Source organism: Streptomyces sp. ActVer (assembly GCF_027270795.1).
Lineage (GTDB): Bacteria > Actinomycetota > Actinomycetes > Streptomycetales > Streptomycetaceae > Streptomyces > Streptomyces umbrinus_A.
This window is the reverse complement of the sequence record NZ_JAPWHT010000093.1, coordinates 1-18,165: the sequence shown is the minus strand read 5'-3', so window position 1 is coordinate 18,165 and position 18,165 is coordinate 1. Positions and strand designations below refer to the sequence as shown.

Annotated in this window: 23 protein-coding genes and 1 pseudogene; 20 read left to right on the top strand and 4 right to left on the bottom strand. The window is 67.9% G+C overall.

Going from position 1 to position 18,165, the window contains the following annotated elements; translation table 11 throughout:
- The first annotated feature begins 84 nt into the window (after positions 1-84).
- The 4 genes from O3Q52_RS54405 to O3Q52_RS17540 all read left to right on the top strand — a co-directional run bounded on the left by O3Q52_RS54405 (position 85) and on the right by O3Q52_RS17540 (position 4,700).
- Positions 85-876 (top strand): endonuclease VII domain-containing protein, encoded by a 792-nt coding sequence (locus O3Q52_RS54405; RefSeq protein WP_369124169.1) that lies wholly within the window; start codon positions 85-87, stop codon positions 874-876.
- Entirely contained in the window at positions 869-2,188 is a 1,320-nt protein-coding gene (locus O3Q52_RS17550; protein ID WP_269649724.1) for a phage terminase large subunit, read from the top strand. Before O3Q52_RS54405 ends, O3Q52_RS17550 begins: the two co-directional genes overlap by 8 nt.
- Positions 2,189-2,253: 65 nt before the next feature.
- Positions 2,254-2,478, top strand: a complete 225-nt coding sequence (locus O3Q52_RS17545) for a hypothetical protein (RefSeq protein ID WP_269649723.1) — start codon at positions 2,254-2,256, stop codon at positions 2,476-2,478.
- 62 nt (positions 2,479-2,540) lie between these two features.
- Positions 2,541-4,700 (top strand): phage portal protein, encoded by a 2,160-nt coding sequence (locus O3Q52_RS17540; RefSeq protein ID WP_269649722.1) that lies wholly within the window; start codon positions 2,541-2,543, stop codon positions 4,698-4,700.
- On the opposite strand, the gene O3Q52_RS17535 is transcribed toward O3Q52_RS17540, so the two are convergent.
- From O3Q52_RS17535 to O3Q52_RS17520, 4 genes are read right to left on the bottom strand one after another with little or no spacing between them, the layout of a single operon-like run.
- On the bottom strand, positions 4,640-4,879 hold the full coding sequence (locus O3Q52_RS17535; protein WP_269649721.1) for a hypothetical protein: 240 nt from the start codon (positions 4,877-4,879) through the stop codon (positions 4,640-4,642). The genes O3Q52_RS17540 and O3Q52_RS17535 overlap by 61 nt on opposite strands.
- On the bottom strand, positions 4,876-5,232 hold the full coding sequence (locus O3Q52_RS17530; RefSeq protein ID WP_269649720.1) for a hypothetical protein: 357 nt from the start codon (positions 5,230-5,232) through the stop codon (positions 4,876-4,878). Before O3Q52_RS17530 ends, O3Q52_RS17535 begins: the two co-directional genes overlap by 4 nt.
- Entirely contained in the window at positions 5,229-5,699 is a 471-nt protein-coding gene (locus O3Q52_RS17525) for a hypothetical protein (protein ID WP_269649719.1), read from the bottom strand. The genes O3Q52_RS17530 and O3Q52_RS17525 overlap by 4 nt, the downstream gene beginning before the upstream one ends.
- Positions 5,692-5,973 (bottom strand): helix-turn-helix transcriptional regulator, encoded by a 282-nt coding sequence (locus tag O3Q52_RS17520; protein WP_269649718.1) that lies wholly within the window; start codon positions 5,971-5,973, stop codon positions 5,692-5,694. Before O3Q52_RS17520 ends, O3Q52_RS17525 begins: the two co-directional genes overlap by 8 nt.
- Positions 5,974-6,435: 462 nt before the next feature.
- Here O3Q52_RS17520 and O3Q52_RS17515 point away from each other — a divergent pair, with 462 nt between their 5' ends.
- From O3Q52_RS17515 to O3Q52_RS17440, 16 genes and pseudogenes are all read left to right on the top strand, one after another.
- On the top strand, positions 6,436-7,122 hold the full coding sequence (locus O3Q52_RS17515) for a hypothetical protein (RefSeq protein WP_269649717.1): 687 nt from the start codon (positions 6,436-6,438) through the stop codon (positions 7,120-7,122).
- Positions 7,106-8,338 carry a head maturation protease, ClpP-related gene (locus tag O3Q52_RS17510; protein WP_269649716.1) on the top strand — a complete coding sequence of 411 codons (1,233 nt, stop codon included), beginning with the start codon at positions 7,106-7,108 and terminating at the stop codon, positions 8,336-8,338. The genes O3Q52_RS17515 and O3Q52_RS17510 overlap by 17 nt, the downstream gene beginning before the upstream one ends.
- Positions 8,335-9,834: a phage major capsid protein gene (locus tag O3Q52_RS17505; RefSeq protein ID WP_269649715.1), complete on the top strand. Its 1,500-nt coding sequence runs from the start codon at positions 8,335-8,337 to the stop codon at positions 9,832-9,834. The genes O3Q52_RS17510 and O3Q52_RS17505 overlap by 4 nt, the downstream gene beginning before the upstream one ends.
- 91 nt (positions 9,835-9,925) lie before the next feature.
- The gene (locus O3Q52_RS17500) at positions 9,926-10,336 is read left to right on the top strand and encodes a hypothetical protein (RefSeq protein ID WP_269649714.1); all 411 of its coding nucleotides are present in this window, start codon (positions 9,926-9,928) and stop codon (positions 10,334-10,336) included.
- Positions 10,337-10,348: 12 nt separating this feature from the next.
- Positions 10,349-10,810 (top strand): hypothetical protein, encoded by a 462-nt coding sequence (locus O3Q52_RS17495; protein WP_269649713.1) that lies wholly within the window; start codon positions 10,349-10,351, stop codon positions 10,808-10,810.
- Positions 10,811-10,920: 110 nt separating this feature from the next.
- On the top strand, positions 10,921-11,340 hold the full coding sequence (locus O3Q52_RS17490; RefSeq protein ID WP_269649712.1) for a hypothetical protein: 420 nt from the start codon (positions 10,921-10,923) through the stop codon (positions 11,338-11,340).
- A gap of 190 nt (positions 11,341-11,530) precedes the next feature.
- Complete coding sequence (locus O3Q52_RS17485; protein WP_269649711.1) at positions 11,531-11,842, top strand: helix-turn-helix transcriptional regulator; 312 nt, start codon at positions 11,531-11,533, stop codon at positions 11,840-11,842.
- Positions 11,839-12,252: a hypothetical protein gene (locus tag O3Q52_RS17480; protein ID WP_269649710.1), complete on the top strand. Its 414-nt coding sequence runs from the start codon at positions 11,839-11,841 to the stop codon at positions 12,250-12,252. Before O3Q52_RS17485 ends, O3Q52_RS17480 begins: the two co-directional genes overlap by 4 nt.
- 38 nt (positions 12,253-12,290) lie before the next feature.
- Entirely contained in the window at positions 12,291-13,349 is a 1,059-nt protein-coding gene (locus O3Q52_RS17475; RefSeq protein WP_269649709.1) for a hypothetical protein, read from the top strand.
- Positions 13,346-13,732: a hypothetical protein gene (locus O3Q52_RS17470; RefSeq protein WP_269649708.1), complete on the top strand. Its 387-nt coding sequence runs from the start codon at positions 13,346-13,348 to the stop codon at positions 13,730-13,732. Before O3Q52_RS17475 ends, O3Q52_RS17470 begins: the two co-directional genes overlap by 4 nt.
- Positions 13,729-14,193, top strand: coding sequence for a hypothetical protein (locus O3Q52_RS17465; protein WP_269649707.1), 465 nt, complete (start codon positions 13,729-13,731; stop codon positions 14,191-14,193). Before O3Q52_RS17470 ends, O3Q52_RS17465 begins: the two co-directional genes overlap by 4 nt.
- A complete protein-coding gene (locus O3Q52_RS17460; protein ID WP_269649706.1) occupies positions 14,194-15,576 on the top strand; it encodes a hypothetical protein in 1,383 nt (460 codons plus the stop codon).
- 10 nt (positions 15,577-15,586) lie between these two features.
- Entirely contained in the window at positions 15,587-16,066 is a 480-nt protein-coding gene (locus O3Q52_RS17455) for a hypothetical protein (RefSeq protein WP_269649705.1), read from the top strand.
- Positions 16,067-16,094: 28 nt separating this feature from the next.
- A complete protein-coding gene (locus O3Q52_RS17450) occupies positions 16,095-16,517 on the top strand; it encodes a hypothetical protein (RefSeq protein ID WP_269649704.1) in 423 nt (140 codons plus the stop codon).
- Positions 16,518-16,532: 15 nt separating this feature from the next.
- On the top strand, positions 16,533-16,946 hold the full coding sequence (locus O3Q52_RS17445) for a hypothetical protein (protein ID WP_269649703.1): 414 nt from the start codon (positions 16,533-16,535) through the stop codon (positions 16,944-16,946).
- A gap of 120 nt (positions 16,947-17,066) precedes the next feature.
- A pseudogene (locus tag O3Q52_RS17440) lies at positions 17,067-18,165 on the top strand (hypothetical protein); the annotation flags it as partial.

Genomic DNA, 18,165 nt, shown 5'->3' with positions numbered 1-18,165 from the left:
AACGATAGAATCGGCAGCAACAACAGACCCCGGCGACTGCGTCAACAGTCCCGGGGCGTGGCCGACCTGAGAGCGCAGATCGACATGACCCAGACTACGTGCAGCGTGCCCGAATGCGAACGGCCGACCAAGGTTCGCGGATGGTGCCGAACCCACTACGACCGGTGGCGCGCCACCGGCACCCCGGGGACTGACCCCGTCGGCGCGTACAGGCGGGAGGGGTGCGAGGTCGAAGCGTGCGAGAGGCCCCATCTGGCCCGCGGATACTGCTCCGTCCACTACGGCCGGGCCAAACGCAAAGGCGACCCCGGCTCTGCCGCCGTCCGCCCCTACGACTCCAGTCGGACATGCTCCATCGACGGATGCGACATCAAGGCGGCAGGGCACGGCATGTGCCGCACCCATTGGGCACGGAAGTGGAGAAGCGGCTCTCCGGGCTCGGCGTACATCAAGCACCTCACCGACCCCGCCGCAAGGAACGAGGCAGGCGAGAAGCGGTGCCCATCCTGCGAGACCTGGCGCCCGCTCTCCGACTACACGAAGTGCGCCTCCACCTCCGATGGGCTCTACAAGCGGTGCAAGATCTGTACGCGAGCCGCCACTCTGTGGAAGTCGTACGGACTGACCTTGGAGGCCTACGACGCTCTACTCGCGGGCCAGGGCGGTGGATGCAGCATCTGCTCGGCGCCGCCGAATACTGCGTACTCGCTGCATGTTGATCACGATCACTCGTGCTGCTCTGCAGGCAAGTCGTCGTGCGGGAAGTGCGTTCGGGGCCTCCTCTGCTCGCCATGCAACACGGCCCTCGGTCTGCTGACGGACGACCCGATCCGGTTCCGTGCTGCCGCGGACTACCTGGAGCGCGACCGTGGCTGACACCGTCGTCAGGTTCGAGCCGCGCGGCACCCATGTCGACCTGCTGCGCTGCCGAGACGCGGAAGTCGCGGCGGTCGGCAGGGCCGGCAGCGGGAAGACCCTGGCGGCCTGCTGGAAGATGCACCTCACGGCCATGCAAGTCCCGAACATGCGCGGCCTCATGTTGCGTGCCACTCACATCAGCTTGACCTCGACCACGTTGGTCACGTTCCAACGCCAGGTCGCAGCGCAGGCTCTGGCAGACGGCAGCGTCCAGTGGTTCGGCGGTTCCAGCAAGGACCCCGCCGCGTTCAGGTACGCCAACGGTTCCACGATCCTGGTGGCGGGCGGCGACAAGCCGGCGAAGTTCCTCAGCGCCGAGCTGGACCGCATCTTCGTGGATGAGGCAGTGGAGATCGGCCTCGACTTGTACGAGACGCTCATCAGCCGCTTGCGTGGCTCGTCGAAGACGTACAAGCAGATCCTGCTGTCCACGAACCCGTCGCACCCAAGCCATTGGATCAAGCGTCGAGCGGACGCCGGGACGCTCCGCATGATCACGTCGACGCACCGGGACAACCCGCACTACGTCAACCGCGACGGCTCCTACACGGAGGCTGGCCGCGAGTACATGGAGAAGCTCGACGCGCTCACCGGCGCCCGGCGGCTGCGGCTGCGCGACGGACTGTGGGTGGCGTCCGAGGGTGTCGTATTCGAGGGCTGGGACGAAAGCGTCCACCTGGTCGACCGGTTCAAGGTGCCGTCCGATTGGACGCGCTGGTGGTCGATCGACCTGGGCTATACGAACCCTTTTTGCTGGCAGGACTGGCGCGAAGACCCGGACGGTCGGCTCTATCTGGTCCGCGAGATCTACATGACGAAGCGGCTGGCCGAGGATCACGCCAAGCAGATCCTGGAGATCATGCGGCAGAACCCGGATGAGCCGCCTCCGCGCGCCATCATCACCGACCACGACGCCGAGGACCGGGCCACGCTGGAGAAGCATCTCGGCATGGGGACCACGGCCGCGAAGAAGACCGTGTCCGACGGCATCCAAGCAGTGCAGTCCCGCCTGAAGACTCAAGGGGACGGCAAGCCCCGCTTGTTCATCATGCGCGGCGGCCTGGTCGAGGAGGACAAGGCACTCCTCGGGTCGGGCCGGCCGACACGGACATCGGAAGAAATCCCGGGCTACGTGTGGGCGGTCAAACCCGGCAGCGCCGCCGGTCTCAAGGAAGAGCCGGTGAAACAGAACGATCATGGCTGCGACTCACTTCGGTACATGTGCGCAGCCCGGGATCTGGTGGGCCGTACGCGGGTGAGGTGGTTGTGACGCTGGCCGCCCGCTTGCCGCAGCATGGACAATGCTGACAGCCCGTCTACCAAGGAGGTCCCGGCGTGAAGAAGACCCTCGCCCGACTCGCCGCGGCCCGCCCACGCCTCAACGCCGCAGCCGCCGCTATTGCTGAAGCCCGCGCCGGCCTCTACACCACTGCCGGCCTCGGCTGCGGGACCGCGAGCGCGTGGGTTACCTGGGGCGTCGGTGCCGGGCTTGCCGGGGCGGCTGTGTCCCTGCTGGTGATGGGCGTCTTGTCCGACAATGAGAAGGGGGCGGCCCGGTGAGGTCTCTACGTGCTCTGAGGAACCGGGCGCCGGTGCCGTTCGTGTCGCGCGGCAATATTCAGATGCCGTGGCGTCAGCCGACTGGTGCTGAGGCGCAGATGCGGGCGATGGGCACGGTGGGGACGCTGTTCGCCATCGTCAACCGGACGTCGAACGCTACGGCGCTGGTGAACTGGCGGCTGTACCGCAAGGCGCCGTCGGGGAAGCCGGAGGACCGTGTCGAGGTCACTCAGCACGCCGCTCTGGATTTGTGGAACAAGCCCAACCAGTTTTTCACCCGCCAGGAGCTGGTGGAGACGGAGCAGCAGCACATCGACCTCACGGGCGAGGGCTGGCTGGTCATCGCCCGCAACAGTCAGCGCTCCTCGATGCCGCTGGAGCTGTGGCCGGTGCGCCCGGACCGGATCGCCCCGGTGCCGCACCCGGTGGACTACATCTCGGGCTACATGTACACGGGCCCGGACGGGCAGCAGATCGCGCTGCGGGTCGAGGACGTCATCCAGATCCGCATGCCCAACCCGCTCGATCCGTACCGCGGTATGGGTCCGGTGCAGTCCGTGCTGACGGAGATCGACGCGTCCCGGTACAGCGCTGAGTGGAACCGCAACTTCTTCATGAACAGTGCGGAGCCCGGCGGGATCATCGAACTCCCCAGCGTCCTGTCCGACCCCGAGTGGGACCAGTTGCAGGCCCGCTGGTCCGAGCAGCACAAGGGTGTCGCGAACGCGCACCGGGTGGCGTTTTTGGAGCACGGCAAGTGGGTGGACCGCAAGTACACGCAGCGGGACATGCAGTTCGCCGAGCTCCGCTCCGTCTCGCGTGACGTCATCCGGGAAGCGTTCGGCGCACCGAAGTTCGTCCTCGGCGATGTCGACGACGTCAACCGCGCCAACGCCGACGCGAGCAAAGCCCTGTTCGCCGAGCAGTTGACGATCCCGCGCCTGGAGCGCTTCAAGCAGGCCCTGAACAACGACCTCCTGCCGCTGTACGGCAAGGACGCTGCCCGCCTGCTGGAGTTCGACTACGACAACCCCGTCCCCCCGGACGCCGCCGCCAAGAACGAGGAGTTGAAGGCGAAGGCCGAGGCCGCCCAACGGTTCGTCGACATGGGCTTCGACCCGAGGTCCGTGGCCGAGGCGCTGGACCTTCCGGAGATGCAGGTCGTAGCGTCCGCGGGCGGCGCCGGGTTGGCGACGCCGCAGCAGCTCGGGGACACCATCCAGTCGATCTACCTGGGCGTGGACACGGTCATCACATGGGAGGAAGCCCGGGAGATCCTCAACCGGGCCGGCGCGGGCCTGGACTTGTCGGTGAAGGCGCCGGCGACGATCCGCCGGGTCTCGCGCGGCGGCCAGCAGCAGCCTGAGGCGCCCGCGGCGATTCCGGCGGCTCGACTCGATCTGCATCACCATGTGCCGTACGCGCTGCCTGCCGGCCGCACCCCGTCGTACAACCGGGTGCTCGACCAGCCACGTGGTGAGGTTCGGGCGCAGGACGACGACGCGGTGGAGCAGGTGCGGGAGCAGTTCGATGACGCGCTCGCGGCTCTGCTGGAGGCGTGGGGGCCGGTGGCTGAGGCGCAGTATGAGGCGCTCGGCGAGCAGATTGAGGCTGCCGTGGATGCTGGGGATACGGAGGCGCTGGCCACGCTGGTCGTGGACTCCAGCGAGTCGACGCGGGTGCTGAGGTCTGCGCTCGCCGACATGGCCGAGACCGCGGCTGCGCAGATGGCTTCGGAGGCCGCCGAGCAGGGTGTGAAGGTGAAGCCGCCGAAGATCGACAAGGCGTTGCGGAACGCGTTCGGCAGCGAGTTGGTGGAGATCGCTGTGGTGACGGCGTCTCTACTGTCGGCGGATGTCGCGGCGTCGGCAGGGCGTGAGGCGCTGCGACTGCTCACGCCGGGTGCGGTGGGGCGTGAGGTTGCGGAGAAGGTGGGCGGGTTCCTGCGGGGGCTCAAGAACTGGTACCGCCGCGACCAGCTCGGCGGGGCGCTGCACCGCGCGCAGAACACCGGTCGTCTGGCCACCCTCGCTGTGGCGCCGAAGGCTGTGTACGAGGCCACGGAGAAGCTCGACGGCAACACCTGCCGCCCGTGCGCGGATATTGATGGCGTCCAGTTCGAGGACCTCGACGCGGCGCGGGCGGCGTATGGGGCGGGCGGCTACCAGCAGTGCGAGGGCGGGATCCGCTGCCGAGGAACGGTCACAGCCGTATGGGAGTGAGTGAAGGCAGCGCCGGTATCACCCGGGCCAGCCACGAGCCGGGCCGCGTCGAGGAGTTCGGGTGTGGCGCGCGGCTCGACGGCTTTGGGCCGGAGGATGTCGCGCAGCAGGTCGAGGGTGGCGGGCTCGGCGGCGATCTCCTGGACGGGATCGAAGCGCACGACGACAAGGTCACTCACGGGGTCTCCTTGATGCCGAGTTCGTGTTCCAGCTCGCTGATCCGCTTCGCCATCGCATCCCGCTCCGCTGCCAATTCGGTGCGGGACAGGGCCGGATCGGTGGTGACGAACCGGTACACGCCGAACCCGACCAGAGCGAGCGGCCAGAACACGGTGGCGAGGACCGCGCCGACGACGACCTCAACTCTGTCCCACTCGTTGAACTCCTTGACCGCGTCGGCACGGAAGAAGCGCATCTCCGCGTTCTGCTCGGCGCGCTTGTCGATGGCCCGGGCGCGGAGCCGGGCGTAGAGATGCCGGGCGCCGAAGAGGGCGACGGCCAGGTAGGCGAGGACGCACCCGATGGCGATCACGTCGGCTCCTCCGTCCACCGGAGATCCCGGATGCTGTGTCCCAGCACCGCATCACCGAACCGGTCCCTCGGCAGATACACCTTCGACTGCGGATAAGCGCGCCACCGCTCCAGGTTGAACGTGCACACGGCGTGAGCGCCTCGGTGGTCCGGGTCCGGCTCGTAGCGCACCGGCCAGCGGGCCACCAGCCGCCGCGCATACCAGCGCCGGGCGTGGCGCTTCTTCCACATCTGCCACGTCGACGCGGGGACCTCGTAGGTGACGCGGTCGCGTGCGGTGAACGTCTCGGGCGGCAGTTCGTCGGCGAGGACTGCCGCCTTCAGCTGGTACACCATGTCGCCCCAGATGTGCTCCCGGATGGAGGCGTCGACTTCGAGGTTCAACTCCGCGTTGACGACCTGCTGTAGGGCGTAGCGCTTGAAGGTGAGGGCCACCTCGGAGGAGATGAGTTCGTTCGGGTCAAGCACTGGGCTGCTCCTCTGTCGTGGCGGCGGCGACTTCGCGTAGCAGCCGCGCGTACATCACCCGCTGATCCAGCCCCGGCTCGGTCTCCCCGCGTTCCCACCGGGACACCGTCATCTGCGACACCCGCAGCACCCCGGCGAAGTGCTCCAGCGTCACCCCGGCCGCCTGTCTGATCCGGGCCCGCTCAGCAGGCGGCGGAAGCTGCCCGGCGCGTACACGCCCGGCCAGTTCTTCGGCCCGCGCAGCGTCATCACCCTGCACAGTGTTTGCCTTCATGCATCGAGATGCTACGTGAATAGAGACAATCATGCACCCACTCCGACGGAATTCGATAACGCTCACGTTAGAGAAATGGGAGATGCGTGATACAGAAATGGTAAAGCATCGTTACCGCAGGTCAGATGCGGTGCTGGGGCCGCCCGGTAGTGCACAATGGCCCTGCCTGGCAATTACCGAAAGCCGGATTCGGCGAATATCTGCCAGCGCCAGAACGGGCGGAAGGGAGCGGGCGTGAGCAGTCGCATCGACTCTCTCCTGATTCGCGCCCAACCGGCATCCGCTCGCCAGGGAAGCCGGGGCGCCGCCGTTCGCACCCGCGCTGTCCGGGCCGCCCGTGAATTGCACGAACTTCCCCAGATAACCGGACAGTTGGGGCCGTTCCGCCGTAAAATGATCACAAGAGTACCCCCGCGAGTGTGCAACCACTCCGGGGGCGTGACCGACTGTGTAGGAGTCGATATGACCCACGTTACCCCTGCCTGCGCGCGCCCGACGAAGATGTACCCCGAAGGGCGGACCGGGACCCCGGCGGGCTACGGCGCTCACCGAGGAGCCGGAGAGAGTGCCTGCGCCGCATGCGTTGCGGCCCACTCCGGCAAGCTCAAGGCCCGGCGTATCCAGCTGGCCGAGCAGGGCGTTGACGTCAACGTCTCTAACCGCAAGCACTACCAGGCGAACCGCGAGGCCCTCAACGAGCAGCGTCGCGCCGCCTATAGGGAAGACCCAGCCAAGTCCATCGCTCGAACTCGCAAGTGGGCCGTAGAGAACCCCGAGAAGGCGAAAGAGATTGGCCGCCGTTACGAATCGGCGAACCGCGAGGCGCGCCGGGAACAGCACCGCGAATGGGTCCGCGAGAACCCCGAGAAAGCGAAGGCGTGGCGAGTTAGCAAGGCTGCGGTAATTCGCGAAGCAAAGAACCGACCATGCCTCGACTGCGGGATCCAATACCCGTATTACGTGATGCAGTTCGACCACCGCGATCCCGCGAAGAAGCTGTTCACCATTGGAAACCGTGGGGCGCTCAAGACGCTGGAAGTTCTGAACGCTGAGATCGCGAAATGCGATGTCGTATGCGCGAACTGCCACATGGAGCGCACGCATGGCCTAATCGGCCGCCAGAGGAGACGCCATGCCGAACACGCCTAGCAGCGTGCGCCCTGCCGTGCCAGGTCCTGGCGGGAGCCAGGACTGGTACCGCATCAAGAACGCCATGGACGCGGGCGGGTCTCCAGTAGCGGAGATTCGAATTTATGGGGACATTGGCTCGTGGGGAATTACTGCCGCGCAATTCGTGGAGGAACTCTCCGCGATTGACGCGCCGGAAATTATGTTGAACCTTTCGAGCCCTGGCGGAGACGTGTTCGACGGGCTCGCGGTCCACAATGCACTCCGCTCCCACCGAGCCAAGGTCATCGTGCAGGTTGACGCACTCGCCGCGTCCATCGCGTCCGTCATCGCAATGGCCGGGGACCGGATCATTGCCGCCCCCCATTCACAGTTCATGGTACATAACGCGCAAGGAGTTACTGCGGGCGAGGCATCCGAGCTTCGCGAATACGCGGATTTCCTTGAGCGGCAATCTGACAATATCGCCGCCGTTTATGCAGAGCGCGCGGGCGGCACCGTCAAGCAGTGGCGCAAGCTCATGGACGCCACTACCTGGTTCTTCGCCGACGAGGCAGTGGCGGCGGGCCTAGCGGACGAGGTTGGCAAGCCCGAGCGGCAGACGGAGGACGACCGGGCCATCGCCGCCGCTTGGGACCTCAGTGTCTACAACTACGCGCACGAGCGGCGTGAGGACGCACCCGCCCCGCTCATCGAGGCCGAGGCACCGCCCGCCACTTCGCCTGCCCCGGTCGTTGAACTGCCCGCGTTCGACCCGGCCGCTTTCCGCGCCGCCGCCACCGCAGCCCTCGACCCGATGCCCGGCTACCAGCCCGAGCACCTGCGGTCGCTGATGGCCGGTGTTGCCGGTGACGCACCCGCAGCACCCGAGCCGGTCCGGCCAGCTGCACCGTACGTGCCGCGCCCCGTCGACCAGGCGCCCGCCGCTGACCCGCAGGAAGTTGCGGTCGGCTGCTTCCGCTCCCTGTTCGCTGGCGTCGCCAACGACGCGCCCGCCGCACCCCCGCCTGCCGCGCCCGCCCCCACAGCCGAGGCCCCGCAGACGGTGTACGTCCCCGAACCCCCGCCGCCCGCCGGGCAGGTCGTCGCCGACTACCTCCGCGCCGTCATGACCGACGTCGCCAACAACGCACCCGCCCCACCCGGGGCACCCCAGCCCGAGCCTCTCGTGCCCGAGCCGGTCCAAGCCATCGATCCATCAGCAGTACGACGTGCCCTTTGGGAGGCAGAGCTATGACCGCAACCGCTACCCGGGGGCGCGCCGACATCATGTCCGGCATGCGCCGCCGCATGGTCCTTCGCGCCGGGTTCGACCCGCGCCAGGTCGGCAAGGCCTACAACCGTGTTGCCGAACCGTCGGCCCCGGCAGGCGGGATGGACCCGGAGCGCCTGGCTATCCCGACCAACCAGGCGGCGCTGGAGGAGATGCTCGGCGACTCGGCGAAGATGCAGAAGGTCTTCGCGCAGCCGGAGGCGTTCGGCGAGTTCATCACGAACTACGCCCGCAACACCCACGCCCGCGATCTGTCGATCGCGACGCAGGTCAAGGAGCAGACGGAGCAGATCCTTGCGAACTGGCTGCGGGAGAACCAGCCCGAGGGTGTCGACCGGATCGACCTCACGCCGAAGGCCGTCGTTCAGACCGGCAACGCCCGCAACCACATCCACAACCCGCGGGCGATGGGTGCCGTCCTGGACCGGGAGTTCACGAACTCGGCGGAGTACTTCCGGACGATCTGGCACAACGCGAACCGCACCGCGGACATGCAGGCGAAGCTCACCCGCGTCCGCAACGCCTTCTCCAGCACGGTCCCAAGTGAGGGCGGGTTCCTGATTCCGGAGGTCCTCCGGTCGGAGCTTCTCGCGGTGGCGCTGGAGCAGTCCGTCGTACGGCAGCGCGCCCGCGTCATCCCCATGGAGACGCTCCGGGTCCCGTTCCCGGCCATCGACGCCACCAGCAACGTCAGCTCCGTGTACGGCGGCGTGGTCGGCTACTGGACCGAGGAAGGCGCCGCACTCACCGCATCACAGGCCGCGTTCTCCCGCATCGTCCTCGACGCCAAGAAGCTCACCGCGTACACCGAGGTCCCCAACGAGCTGATCTCCGACTCGGCGATCTCGTTCCAGGCCTTCCTCGACCAGATCTTCCCCGAGGCCCTCAACTTCTACGAGGACCTCGCGTTCCTCAAGGGGACCGGCGTCGGCGAACCCCAGGGCGCCCTCTCCACCGGCAACACCGCCATCGTCCCCGTCGCCAAGGAATCCGGGCAGGTCGCGGACACCATCGTGTGGGAGAACATCGTCAAGATGTACGCCCGCATGCTCCCCGGCAGCCTGGACCGGGCGGTGTGGGTCGTCTCTCCGGACACGTTCCCCGAGCTCGCCACCATGGCCCTCTCCGTGGGCACGGGTGGCTCGGCGATCTGGCTGAACAACGGTGTCGCCGGGCCGCCGATGACGATCCTCGGACGGCCGGTCATCGTCAGCGAGAAGGCCCCCGGCCTCCTCGGCGACCAGGGTGACATCAGCTTCGTCGACTTCGGGTTCTACCTGATCGGCGACCGGCAGGTCATGTCCGCCATGAGCTCGCCGCACTTCAAGTTCCAGAACGACCAGACCGCGTACCGCATCATCCAGCGCGTCGACGGCAAGCCGTGGCTGCAGTCCGCGGTGACGCCGCAGAACAACGGTGCCCCGCTTTCGCCGTTCGTTCAGCTGGCAGCCCGCGCCTGATCCGCCAGCCCTGGCAGGCAGTAACGCCCCTGCCAGGGCCTGATCCGCAGAGGCAATCAACCCCCTCAAGGAAGGCACCACGATGGACGGCTTGGGCCGAGTTTTCAACGTCATCGCCATCGGCGACGACGTGTACGTCCCCCTCAAGGACGCCGCAGCAGTGTCCTTCGTCTGCACCCTCGCAGCCGGTGACACGTTCACCGTCACCTCCGCAGCCAGCGCAGGCGGCTCCGGCGCCGCGGTCCTCGCGACCGTCGACCACTTCTACGACAGCACCGGCACCGGCGGCGCCTGGTCGAAGGTGACGCAGGCCGCCGCCTCGACGGTCGTCAACAACGGCACCGCCGGCCACGACTGCAGCGTGTTCACGATCAGTGAGGCGGAGCTGCCCGCGGGCCACACGCACGTCAAGGTCGCCTCCACGTCGACCGGCACGGTGGTGGCGATTCTGCACGACCTCAAGGTGCAGCGTGCGCCTGAGAACCTTCCGGCTCTGGTCTGAGGGGGCTGACTCATGAGCGCTCTCATGCAGGCGGCTCAGCTGCGCCTCATCAACCTCGGCCAGCGGGCATCCAAGTCGACCGGAACTCTGGCGGCCACGACGGTGCCTCTGTTCACGGTCGCGGGCGGCCGGGTCGGCATCACGGCGATCTACGGATATGTGGGTACGGCGATCTCGGTCGCCAACTCCTACAAGCTCGTCAGCAACCCGACGACCGGCACGACCATGGACCTCTGCACGGCCACCGACCTGGGCACGAACGACACCCCGGCCGGTGCGGTCCTGTCGATGACCAGCCCGGCGGCGGCGATCACCGGCGGCTCCAACACCGCTGTCTCAACAGTGTCGCTGTCGGGCATCGTGCCGATTCCGGTCGGGCAGATCGAGTCGGTGTCGGCCGGTACGGACGGCGAGATCACGTGGGTGGTCTTTTGGATCCCCCTCGATGACGGCGCCACGTTGGTGGCCGCCTGATGGCCCTGTGGGTGTGCAGCGGGAAGGCGGGCTGCAGCACGAAATACGCGGTCGGCCTGTCCCGCTGCCCCCGCTGCCACAACACGGAATTCCACGAGGACGGAGACCCCATGGCGAAGATCAGCCGCCACGGCGGGGCCAGCGACGACACCCTGCCCGTGGCCGAGGAACGCGAGCACCCCGGTACGGGCGCGCCGATGCAGGCCGTCGAGGGCGACGAGTTGACCGGGGATGGCTCCGGTGAGGCGCTCCCGCCGGTGCCCGATGAGGCGTACCCGCCTGACGCTGTACCGCTGGAGGGAGGTGACGAGTCATCGCCTGGCAGCAGCTCATCAGCATCTACCGATCCGCAGCCGACGAACTCCGAGCCGAGCGAGACACCGACCCCGTCGCGTGCCCGCAAGACGGCGAGCCGCTCACGCAAGGGCCAGACGGACAACTCTTCTGCAGGTTCGACGGCTTCAGACCAGACGGAAGCTACGTCGGAGACCGCTGAGGGCGGCGAAGGCACGGACGGCGCCAATGCCTAAGGGCGTGTACGAGAGTGAACTCCGGGGCCGCTACGCGCGGACCCCGGAGCTCCGTGCGCGCGTGTCTGACACAGCCCGAGCGCGGAGCCACGGCGGCGTGGGCACGGGCGCGTACTCGTCATGGGGCGCAATGAAGAAGCGGTGCCTCAACGTGAAGCACCGTGGCTACCCGCTGTATGGAGGCCGGGGCGTGACGGTCTGCCTGCAGTGGCTCGGTTTCGCTGGCTTCCTCGCCGACATGGGGCCACGTCCGGACGGCATGACGCTGGAGCGCATCGATCCGAACGGCAATTACGAGCCTGGAAACGTCAGGTGGGCGACCGAGCCCGAGCAGGCACGCAACCGGCGTAGCACCAAGCTCACGTTCGCTGACGTGCAGCAGATCCGGTCCCGCGCAGGAGTGATGCGGCACAAGGACATCGCTGCCGAGTTCGGGATATCCCGCTCACACGTCGGAGAGATCATCCGCGGCAAGAAGTGGGCTGAGGAGGTGTCGGTATGAGCGCCTTCCGGAACAACGAGCTGTTCAGGGCCGCCGGTCTGACCCTGAACAGCTCAACCGACCACGTCACCGCAGGAACCACCAACGCCACAACCGGACGCGCAGGCCCGATCGACATCTCCCGCGTCAGCAGCGGCCTCCTGGTCGTGACGGTGGCGAACGCGCCGACCGGCACAAACCCGACGCTGGCTGTGTTCTTCGACGTCCTCGACGCGACCGGCAGCACGTGGGTGCAGACGTCGGCTGCAACGTCCGTGGGTGGGGCGCTGCTGACGTCGTCGGGCTACACCTACGGCCTGATCAACAACGGCTATGTGCTGACGAACCAAGGCCGCATCCGGTGGGCGGTCGCCGGCACCGACACCCCGACGTTCACCGGCGTGTCCTTCTCCATCCACGGCCGGCCGTAACCCGCACGACGACGAGACCTGAGAGGAGGTGACGAGAGATGGGCGTCTGGTTCGCGACGCGCGAGGACGTAATGCGCGCCCCCGACTCCAAACTCACCGCGCGCAACAACGCGCAGATCGACCGTGCTCTGGAGTCGGCGAGTCGTGGCATCGAGGACCTGTGCCACCGCACCTTCGCTCCGGTGACGGCTACCCGTTACTTCGACTGGCCGGGCTCCCAGAACGGCACGTCGTGGCGGCTGTGGCTGGACGACTCGGAGCTGATCTCCGTCACCACCCTGTCGTCCGGCGGTACCACGATCGGCGCGACGGACTTCTTCCTGGAGCCCAACCGGTCCGGGCCTCCGTACAACCAGCTGGAGATCGACCTCAGCGGCCCGGCCTCGTTCGGCGGCGGCGCCACCCATCAGCGGGACATCACCGTCACGGGGCTGTGGGGCTACCGCAACGACGAGACGACGGCCGGCACGCTCGCGGAGGCTCTGGACGCCTCAGAGACGGGCATCGACGTGAGCCCAGCCACCTCGGCCGCGGTCGGCGTCGGTTCGGTCCTTCGCGTCGACTCGGAGCGGGTGCTCGTCACCGGCCGGACGATGGCGGACACGGGCCAGAACCTCGGCGCGAACCTCGACCAGCAACTGAAGACAGTCACCGTGCCCGTCGCGGACGGCACGACGTTCGTGGTCGACGAGGTGATCCTCATCGACGGCGAGCGGATGCTGATTGTCGACATCGCAGGCAACAACCTGATCGTGAAGCGGGCGTGGGACGGCAGCCCCATCGCCGCCCACACCACCGGCGCTGACGTCTACGCGCTGCGCACCCTCACGGTGCAGCGCGGCGCGCTCGGAACGACCGCGGCCACGCATGACTCCGGGGCGAGCGTGCAGCGGTGGGACCCGCCCGGCCTGGTCCGGGACCTGGCCATCGCCGAAGCCCTGAACCAGGTCACCAACGAGTCGGCTGGCTACGCCCGCACCCGAAAGACCGGCGACGGCGGCACCAGCGAGAAGGCCAAGGCCGGCCAGGATCTCCCGGACCTGCGGGACCGGGTCTACAACTCGCACGGACGCAAGGGCCGGGTGAGATCGGTATGAGCCTGGAGATCAGCTTCGAGGGCCCCCTGTTCGACGGGCGGGCCGCGCGCGCCATGCAGGACGCCGCAGACGACGCGCGCGAGGACATCGCCGAGTTCGCCGAAGAACGCGTCCTCACCCTGACGGGCGGCTACTTCCGCAACCCGACGGGCTACTACGAGTCCCGTATCGAAACCACCCGCGTGAGCTCCGAGGTGTCCCTCGTCCACGACAACGACGTGGTCTACGGGCCGTGGCTCGAAGGTGTGGGCACACGTAACCGGCCACGGCCGGGCTTCCCCGGGTATGGGCACTGGCGGCAGACGAAGCAGCTCGTCCAGGCCCGCGGCCTGCCAATCGCTGAGCGTGCCGTGCAGCGGCATCTCCCTGAGATGAGGGGATGACGATGGCCCTCGACATCCTCAGCATCCTCGACAAGGCCACCTCGCACGCGTCGGCATCTGGCTACTTCGAGTTCGTCAACGGCCACGAGCCCATCAGCGCGCCCTCGACCGGCGGCCTGACCGCGGCAGTGTGGGTCGACAGGGTCGTACCGGTCCGGTCGTCCGGGCTGGCGAGTACGTCGGCGCTCCTGGTCCTGAAGAACCGCCTGTTCACGGTGGCGCAGCGCGAGCCGATCGACGCGATCGATCCCGAGATGGTGGCCGCCGCCGACGCTCTGTGCGCCACCTATGTCGGAGATTTCACCCTCGGCGGGCTGGTCCGGCAGGTCGATGTGCGCGGCATCCACGGGCAGCCGCTGGAGGTTCGGGCGGGCTACATCCAGCAGGACGGAACGCGGTACCGCGTCATGGACATCACCGTGCCCTGCATCGTCAACGACCTTTGGGAAGAGGTGGCGTAGGTGGCCAAGCAAAGCGGGCTCGGGGACGGGCTCATCGTCGACGGCACCAACCTGTCTGGCGATACAGGGTCGCTCGGCCGGATCGGTGGCGGCCCCAACCCGCTCACCGTCACCGGCATCGACAAGGGCGCCTTCGAACGCATCGGCGGGCAGCGCGACGGCGGAATCGACTGGAGCTCCTGGTTCAACCCGGCGGCCGGCCAGGCGCACGCGAAGCTGTCGACGCTGCCCCTCACTAACCGGCTCATCACCTACCAGCGGGGCACCACGCTGGGGAAGCCTGCCGCGTGTCTGGTCGGCAAGCAGATCGACTATGCGCCGACCCGCGGTGACGACGGGGCGATGACGATCGCAGTGCAGTCCCTGTCGAACGGCTTCGGTATCGAGTGGGGCGAGCAGGTCACGCCCGGCATCCGTACCGACACTGCGGCCACGAGTGGGACCGGGGTGGAGTTCGGCTACGACGGCGAGGACTACCTGCTCCTTCCGGGGGCGTCGGGCGACTACGCGTCCACTCCGGACGCCGCCAGCCTGGACGTCGTCGCCGACATCGATCTGCGGGTTCGGGTGGCGCTGGCGGACTGGACGCCGGCGGCTGAGTCCACCTTGATTGCGAAGTACACGGCGACCGGCAACCAGAGGTCGTACGCGCTCGCGGTGACCACGGCGGGCGCGCTGATCTTCCGCTGGAGCGAGAACGGGACCGCTGAGAAAACGGAGACGTCGTCGGCGGATCTGAGCGCCTTGGCGGCTGGCGCGACGACGTGGGTGCGGGCCACGCTGGACGCGGATGTCGGCGGCACCGACGCCACGGTGAGCTTCTACACCTCGGACGACGGGGTGACGTGGACGGCGCTCGGCACACCGCAGGCGGTCGGCGCGGTCACGAGCATCTTCGCGTCGACCGCGGTCCTGGAGTTGGGCGGGCAGACCCTCGGCACGGTCAACCGGGCGACCGGGCGGATCTTCCGGGCGCAGGTCCTGTCGGGGATCGGCGGGACGTCGGTGGCAGCCCCGATTGCGGGCACGGCGGGGATCACGGATGCGACGCCGCGGACGTGGACGGTCAACGGTGCTGCGTCCCTCAGCAGCCGCACCCGGTTCGGGCTCCAGGCCTATCTCCAGGTGCTCAGCTTCACCGGCACGGACGTGACGATCAAGCTGCAGTCGTCGGCGGACAACGGCGGCACGGACGCCTACGCGGACGTCACCGGCGGCGCATTCACCCAGGTCACCGCAGGGCCAACGTCGGAGCGGATCGCTACGTCGTCGGCGCTGGAGATCGAACGCTATCTGCGGGTGGCGACCACCACGACCGGCGGGTTCACCGAGCTGTCGTTCGTCGTCGTGGCCTGCGTGAACCTCACAGAAACGGACTTCTGACATGCGCCCCTTGAACAGGATCACGCCGGTCGGCGCACCGTCCGACTACCAGACCTACTCGATCACTTCGCCGCCGGACCGGCAGGTGAAGGCGGCATGCGAGCGGGCCGGGTGCGTGGGATGGCGGCACGGCTGGCAGTCCGTCATCGACGAGAGCACGGCGTGCGGCGCGACGGGCACGGGCCCGCTGTGCGCCTGGGCTGCGGCGGGTCGGATGCCGTGTGGCACCTGCCAGGCGACGTACATCCGGCAGCGGTCGGGGCGCACGTTCCGGGAGCAGAAGACCGGGGCCGGGCTGACGGTCTTCAGCTTCGAGTCGGGGCAGCGGTGCTTCGCCGAGCATCAGACGCGGCCGGAGATCTACGCGGTACGCGGTGGGGACTACCGGGAGATCACCGGTCCGACGAGGACGCACCAGCGGGCGACCGACTGGCAGGAGGACTTCGGGGAGCACCAGTTGCGCCTCGTCGACCTGCGGCAACGCGGCTAAGGCCTAAACAGACAGAAAGGCGTAAACCATGGCAAAGGAAAACGGCCTCGGCTGGACCGGAATGTCCATCGACGACAGCGGCGGCACCCTCCGAGACATCCGCAACGACCTCACCAACATCCAGTTCGCCACCCCGCGTGCCGAGCAGAACGTCACCGGCATCGACAGGTCCGCGATGGAGCGCATCCTCAACCTCGCCGACATGTCCTTCACCGGCAACGGCGTCTTCAACGACGCCTCCAACATGTCGCACGACGTGTTCAAGACCGTCCCCAGCACCTCTGTGGCCCGCGAGTTCTCCCTCAACGTGTCCGGGCAGATCCTCGGCACCGCCCCCACCTGCACCCTCCTGTTCACCGACTACGCCCTCACCCGCGGCGACGACGGCGCACTCACCTTCTCCGTGCCCGGCGTCCTCGCCAACGGCGCGGTCCCCACCTGGACCACCTGAGAAAGGCGCGCCCTCATGGGATACCGGCCGAAGCGCAAGATCTACACGCTCGAATTCGAGGACCCCGAGTTCAACGGGCTCGAAGTCAAGATCCGCGGTCTCAACACTGGCCAGATGCTCGACATCGACACCGCCCGCGACGACGGAGACGACGCGGCCATTCTCGGCATGCTCCAACTCATGGCCGACCAGCTCCTTGAGTGGAACGTCGAAGACGACGACGGGCAGCCCGTACCGGCCACCTTCGAAGGCATCCGCACCCAGGAGCTCGCCTTCAACTGGGCGATCATCGACGCCTGGCAGAACGCCGTCGCCGGAGTGTCCGCCCCTTTGGACGGCGAATCGACCGATGGCGATCCGCTCCTGGCGGCGTCGATTCCCATGGAAACGCTGCCACTTCCCCAGGAGAACTCAGCCGTGCCCGCCTGATCCTCGGGCTCCTCGAACGGTTCCCGGGCTACACCCTGACCACCCTGCTGGCGGAAGACCCCGAACTCCTCCGCCTGCTCAACATCGAACGACGCGGCATGCCTGAGGGAGGTGACGGCGGTGGGCAATGACATCGAGATCCGCGTACGGGTTACAAACCAGACCGCGGGCGGACTCACCGCCGTCAACCGGTCCATGCGCGACCTGCGGGGCAACGCCCGCGACGCGGGACGCTCCCTCGACGGACTGACACGCTCAGCCCTCGCCGCAGCCGCAGCTCTCCAACTGGTGGACTCCCGCGCCCGAGCCGCATCCAGATCCATGCAGGACCTGCGCGACAATTCCACCGCAGCATCCTCAGCAATGCGCGGCCTGCGAGACGGCACAAACAGCACGAACAACAGTCTCCGCACCCTCAACACCCGCGCGCAGACCGCGAACACCCGCCTCGGCGACCTGTCCAGCAGCACCCGCGCGCTGCGCTCCGACACCGACGATCTCGACGGCAGCATGCGGCGCCTCACAGGCACGCTCGGCGGCCTGCGGGGCAACCTCGGCACGATCCGCACCTCCAGCAGCAACGCCGACAGCGGCATGCAAGGGCTGAGGAAGGCGGCGCTGCTGCTGTCCCCGGCGCTGATCCCAATCGCAGCCGCGGCGACTCCGATCGCAGGAAGTCTCCTCGCTGCAGGCGCAGCGATCGGCGTGTTCGGCCTGGCCATCGGCGGACAGATCGCCGACCTGGCGAAGGCCGCGGAGGCGGAGAAGAAGTACAAGGAAGCCGTCAAGGAACACGGGAAAACGTCGGAGGAGGCAGGGAAGGCAGAGAAGGCCTACCTGACGCAGGTCAAGCAGATGGACCCGGCCACCCGCCGCGCGGCGGCCGCGTTCTCCGTGTTCAAGGACACGTACAAGCAGTGGACCCGGGACGTCGCGGGCGACACCATGCCGGTCGTCACCAAGAGCTTCGCCGTGTTCGGCGGGCTGCTGCCGAAGTTGGCCCCGCTGGTGCGCTCCACGAGCGGCGAGCTGGACCGGCTGATGACGGTCCTGGCCGGCGGAGTCAACTCGGCGGGCTTCGACCGGCTGATGGGCACGTTCTCGGAGTTCGCGTCGGGCGCCCTGTCGAAGGCCACCGACGGGCTCGTGCGGTTCATGCGCACCATGTCGGGCGGCGCCGGATCGGGGCCGATGTCCGAGTTCCTGGCGTACGTCCGGG

Coding starts and splice junctions, on each gene's coding strand:
- O3Q52_RS17450 (WP_269649704.1), top strand. CDS start 16,095: ATGGCAAAGGAAAACGGCCTCGGCTGGACCGGAATGTCCATCGACGAC.
- O3Q52_RS17475 (WP_269649709.1), top strand. CDS start 12,291: ATGGGCGTCTGGTTCGCGACGCGCGAGGACGTAATGCGCGCCCCCGAC.
- O3Q52_RS54405 (WP_369124169.1), top strand. CDS start 85: ATGACCCAGACTACGTGCAGCGTGCCCGAATGCGAACGGCCGACCAAG.
- O3Q52_RS17495 (WP_269649713.1), top strand. CDS start 10,349: ATGAGCGCTCTCATGCAGGCGGCTCAGCTGCGCCTCATCAACCTCGGC.
- O3Q52_RS17540 (WP_269649722.1), top strand. CDS start 2,541: ATGCCGTGGCGTCAGCCGACTGGTGCTGAGGCGCAGATGCGGGCGATG.
- O3Q52_RS17490 (WP_269649712.1), top strand. CDS start 10,921: ATGGCGAAGATCAGCCGCCACGGCGGGGCCAGCGACGACACCCTGCCC.
- O3Q52_RS17510 (WP_269649716.1), top strand. CDS start 7,106: ATGCCGAACACGCCTAGCAGCGTGCGCCCTGCCGTGCCAGGTCCTGGC.
- O3Q52_RS17520 (WP_269649718.1), bottom strand. CDS start 5,973: ATGAAGGCAAACACTGTGCAGGGTGATGACGCTGCGCGGGCCGAAGAA.
- O3Q52_RS17505 (WP_269649715.1), top strand. CDS start 8,335: ATGACCGCAACCGCTACCCGGGGGCGCGCCGACATCATGTCCGGCATG.
- O3Q52_RS17465 (WP_269649707.1), top strand. CDS start 13,729: ATGACGATGGCCCTCGACATCCTCAGCATCCTCGACAAGGCCACCTCG.
- O3Q52_RS17470 (WP_269649708.1), top strand. CDS start 13,346: ATGAGCCTGGAGATCAGCTTCGAGGGCCCCCTGTTCGACGGGCGGGCC.
- O3Q52_RS17480 (WP_269649710.1), top strand. CDS start 11,839: ATGAGCGCCTTCCGGAACAACGAGCTGTTCAGGGCCGCCGGTCTGACC.
- O3Q52_RS17515 (WP_269649717.1), top strand. CDS start 6,436: ATGACCCACGTTACCCCTGCCTGCGCGCGCCCGACGAAGATGTACCCC.
- O3Q52_RS17445 (WP_269649703.1), top strand. CDS start 16,533: ATGGGATACCGGCCGAAGCGCAAGATCTACACGCTCGAATTCGAGGAC.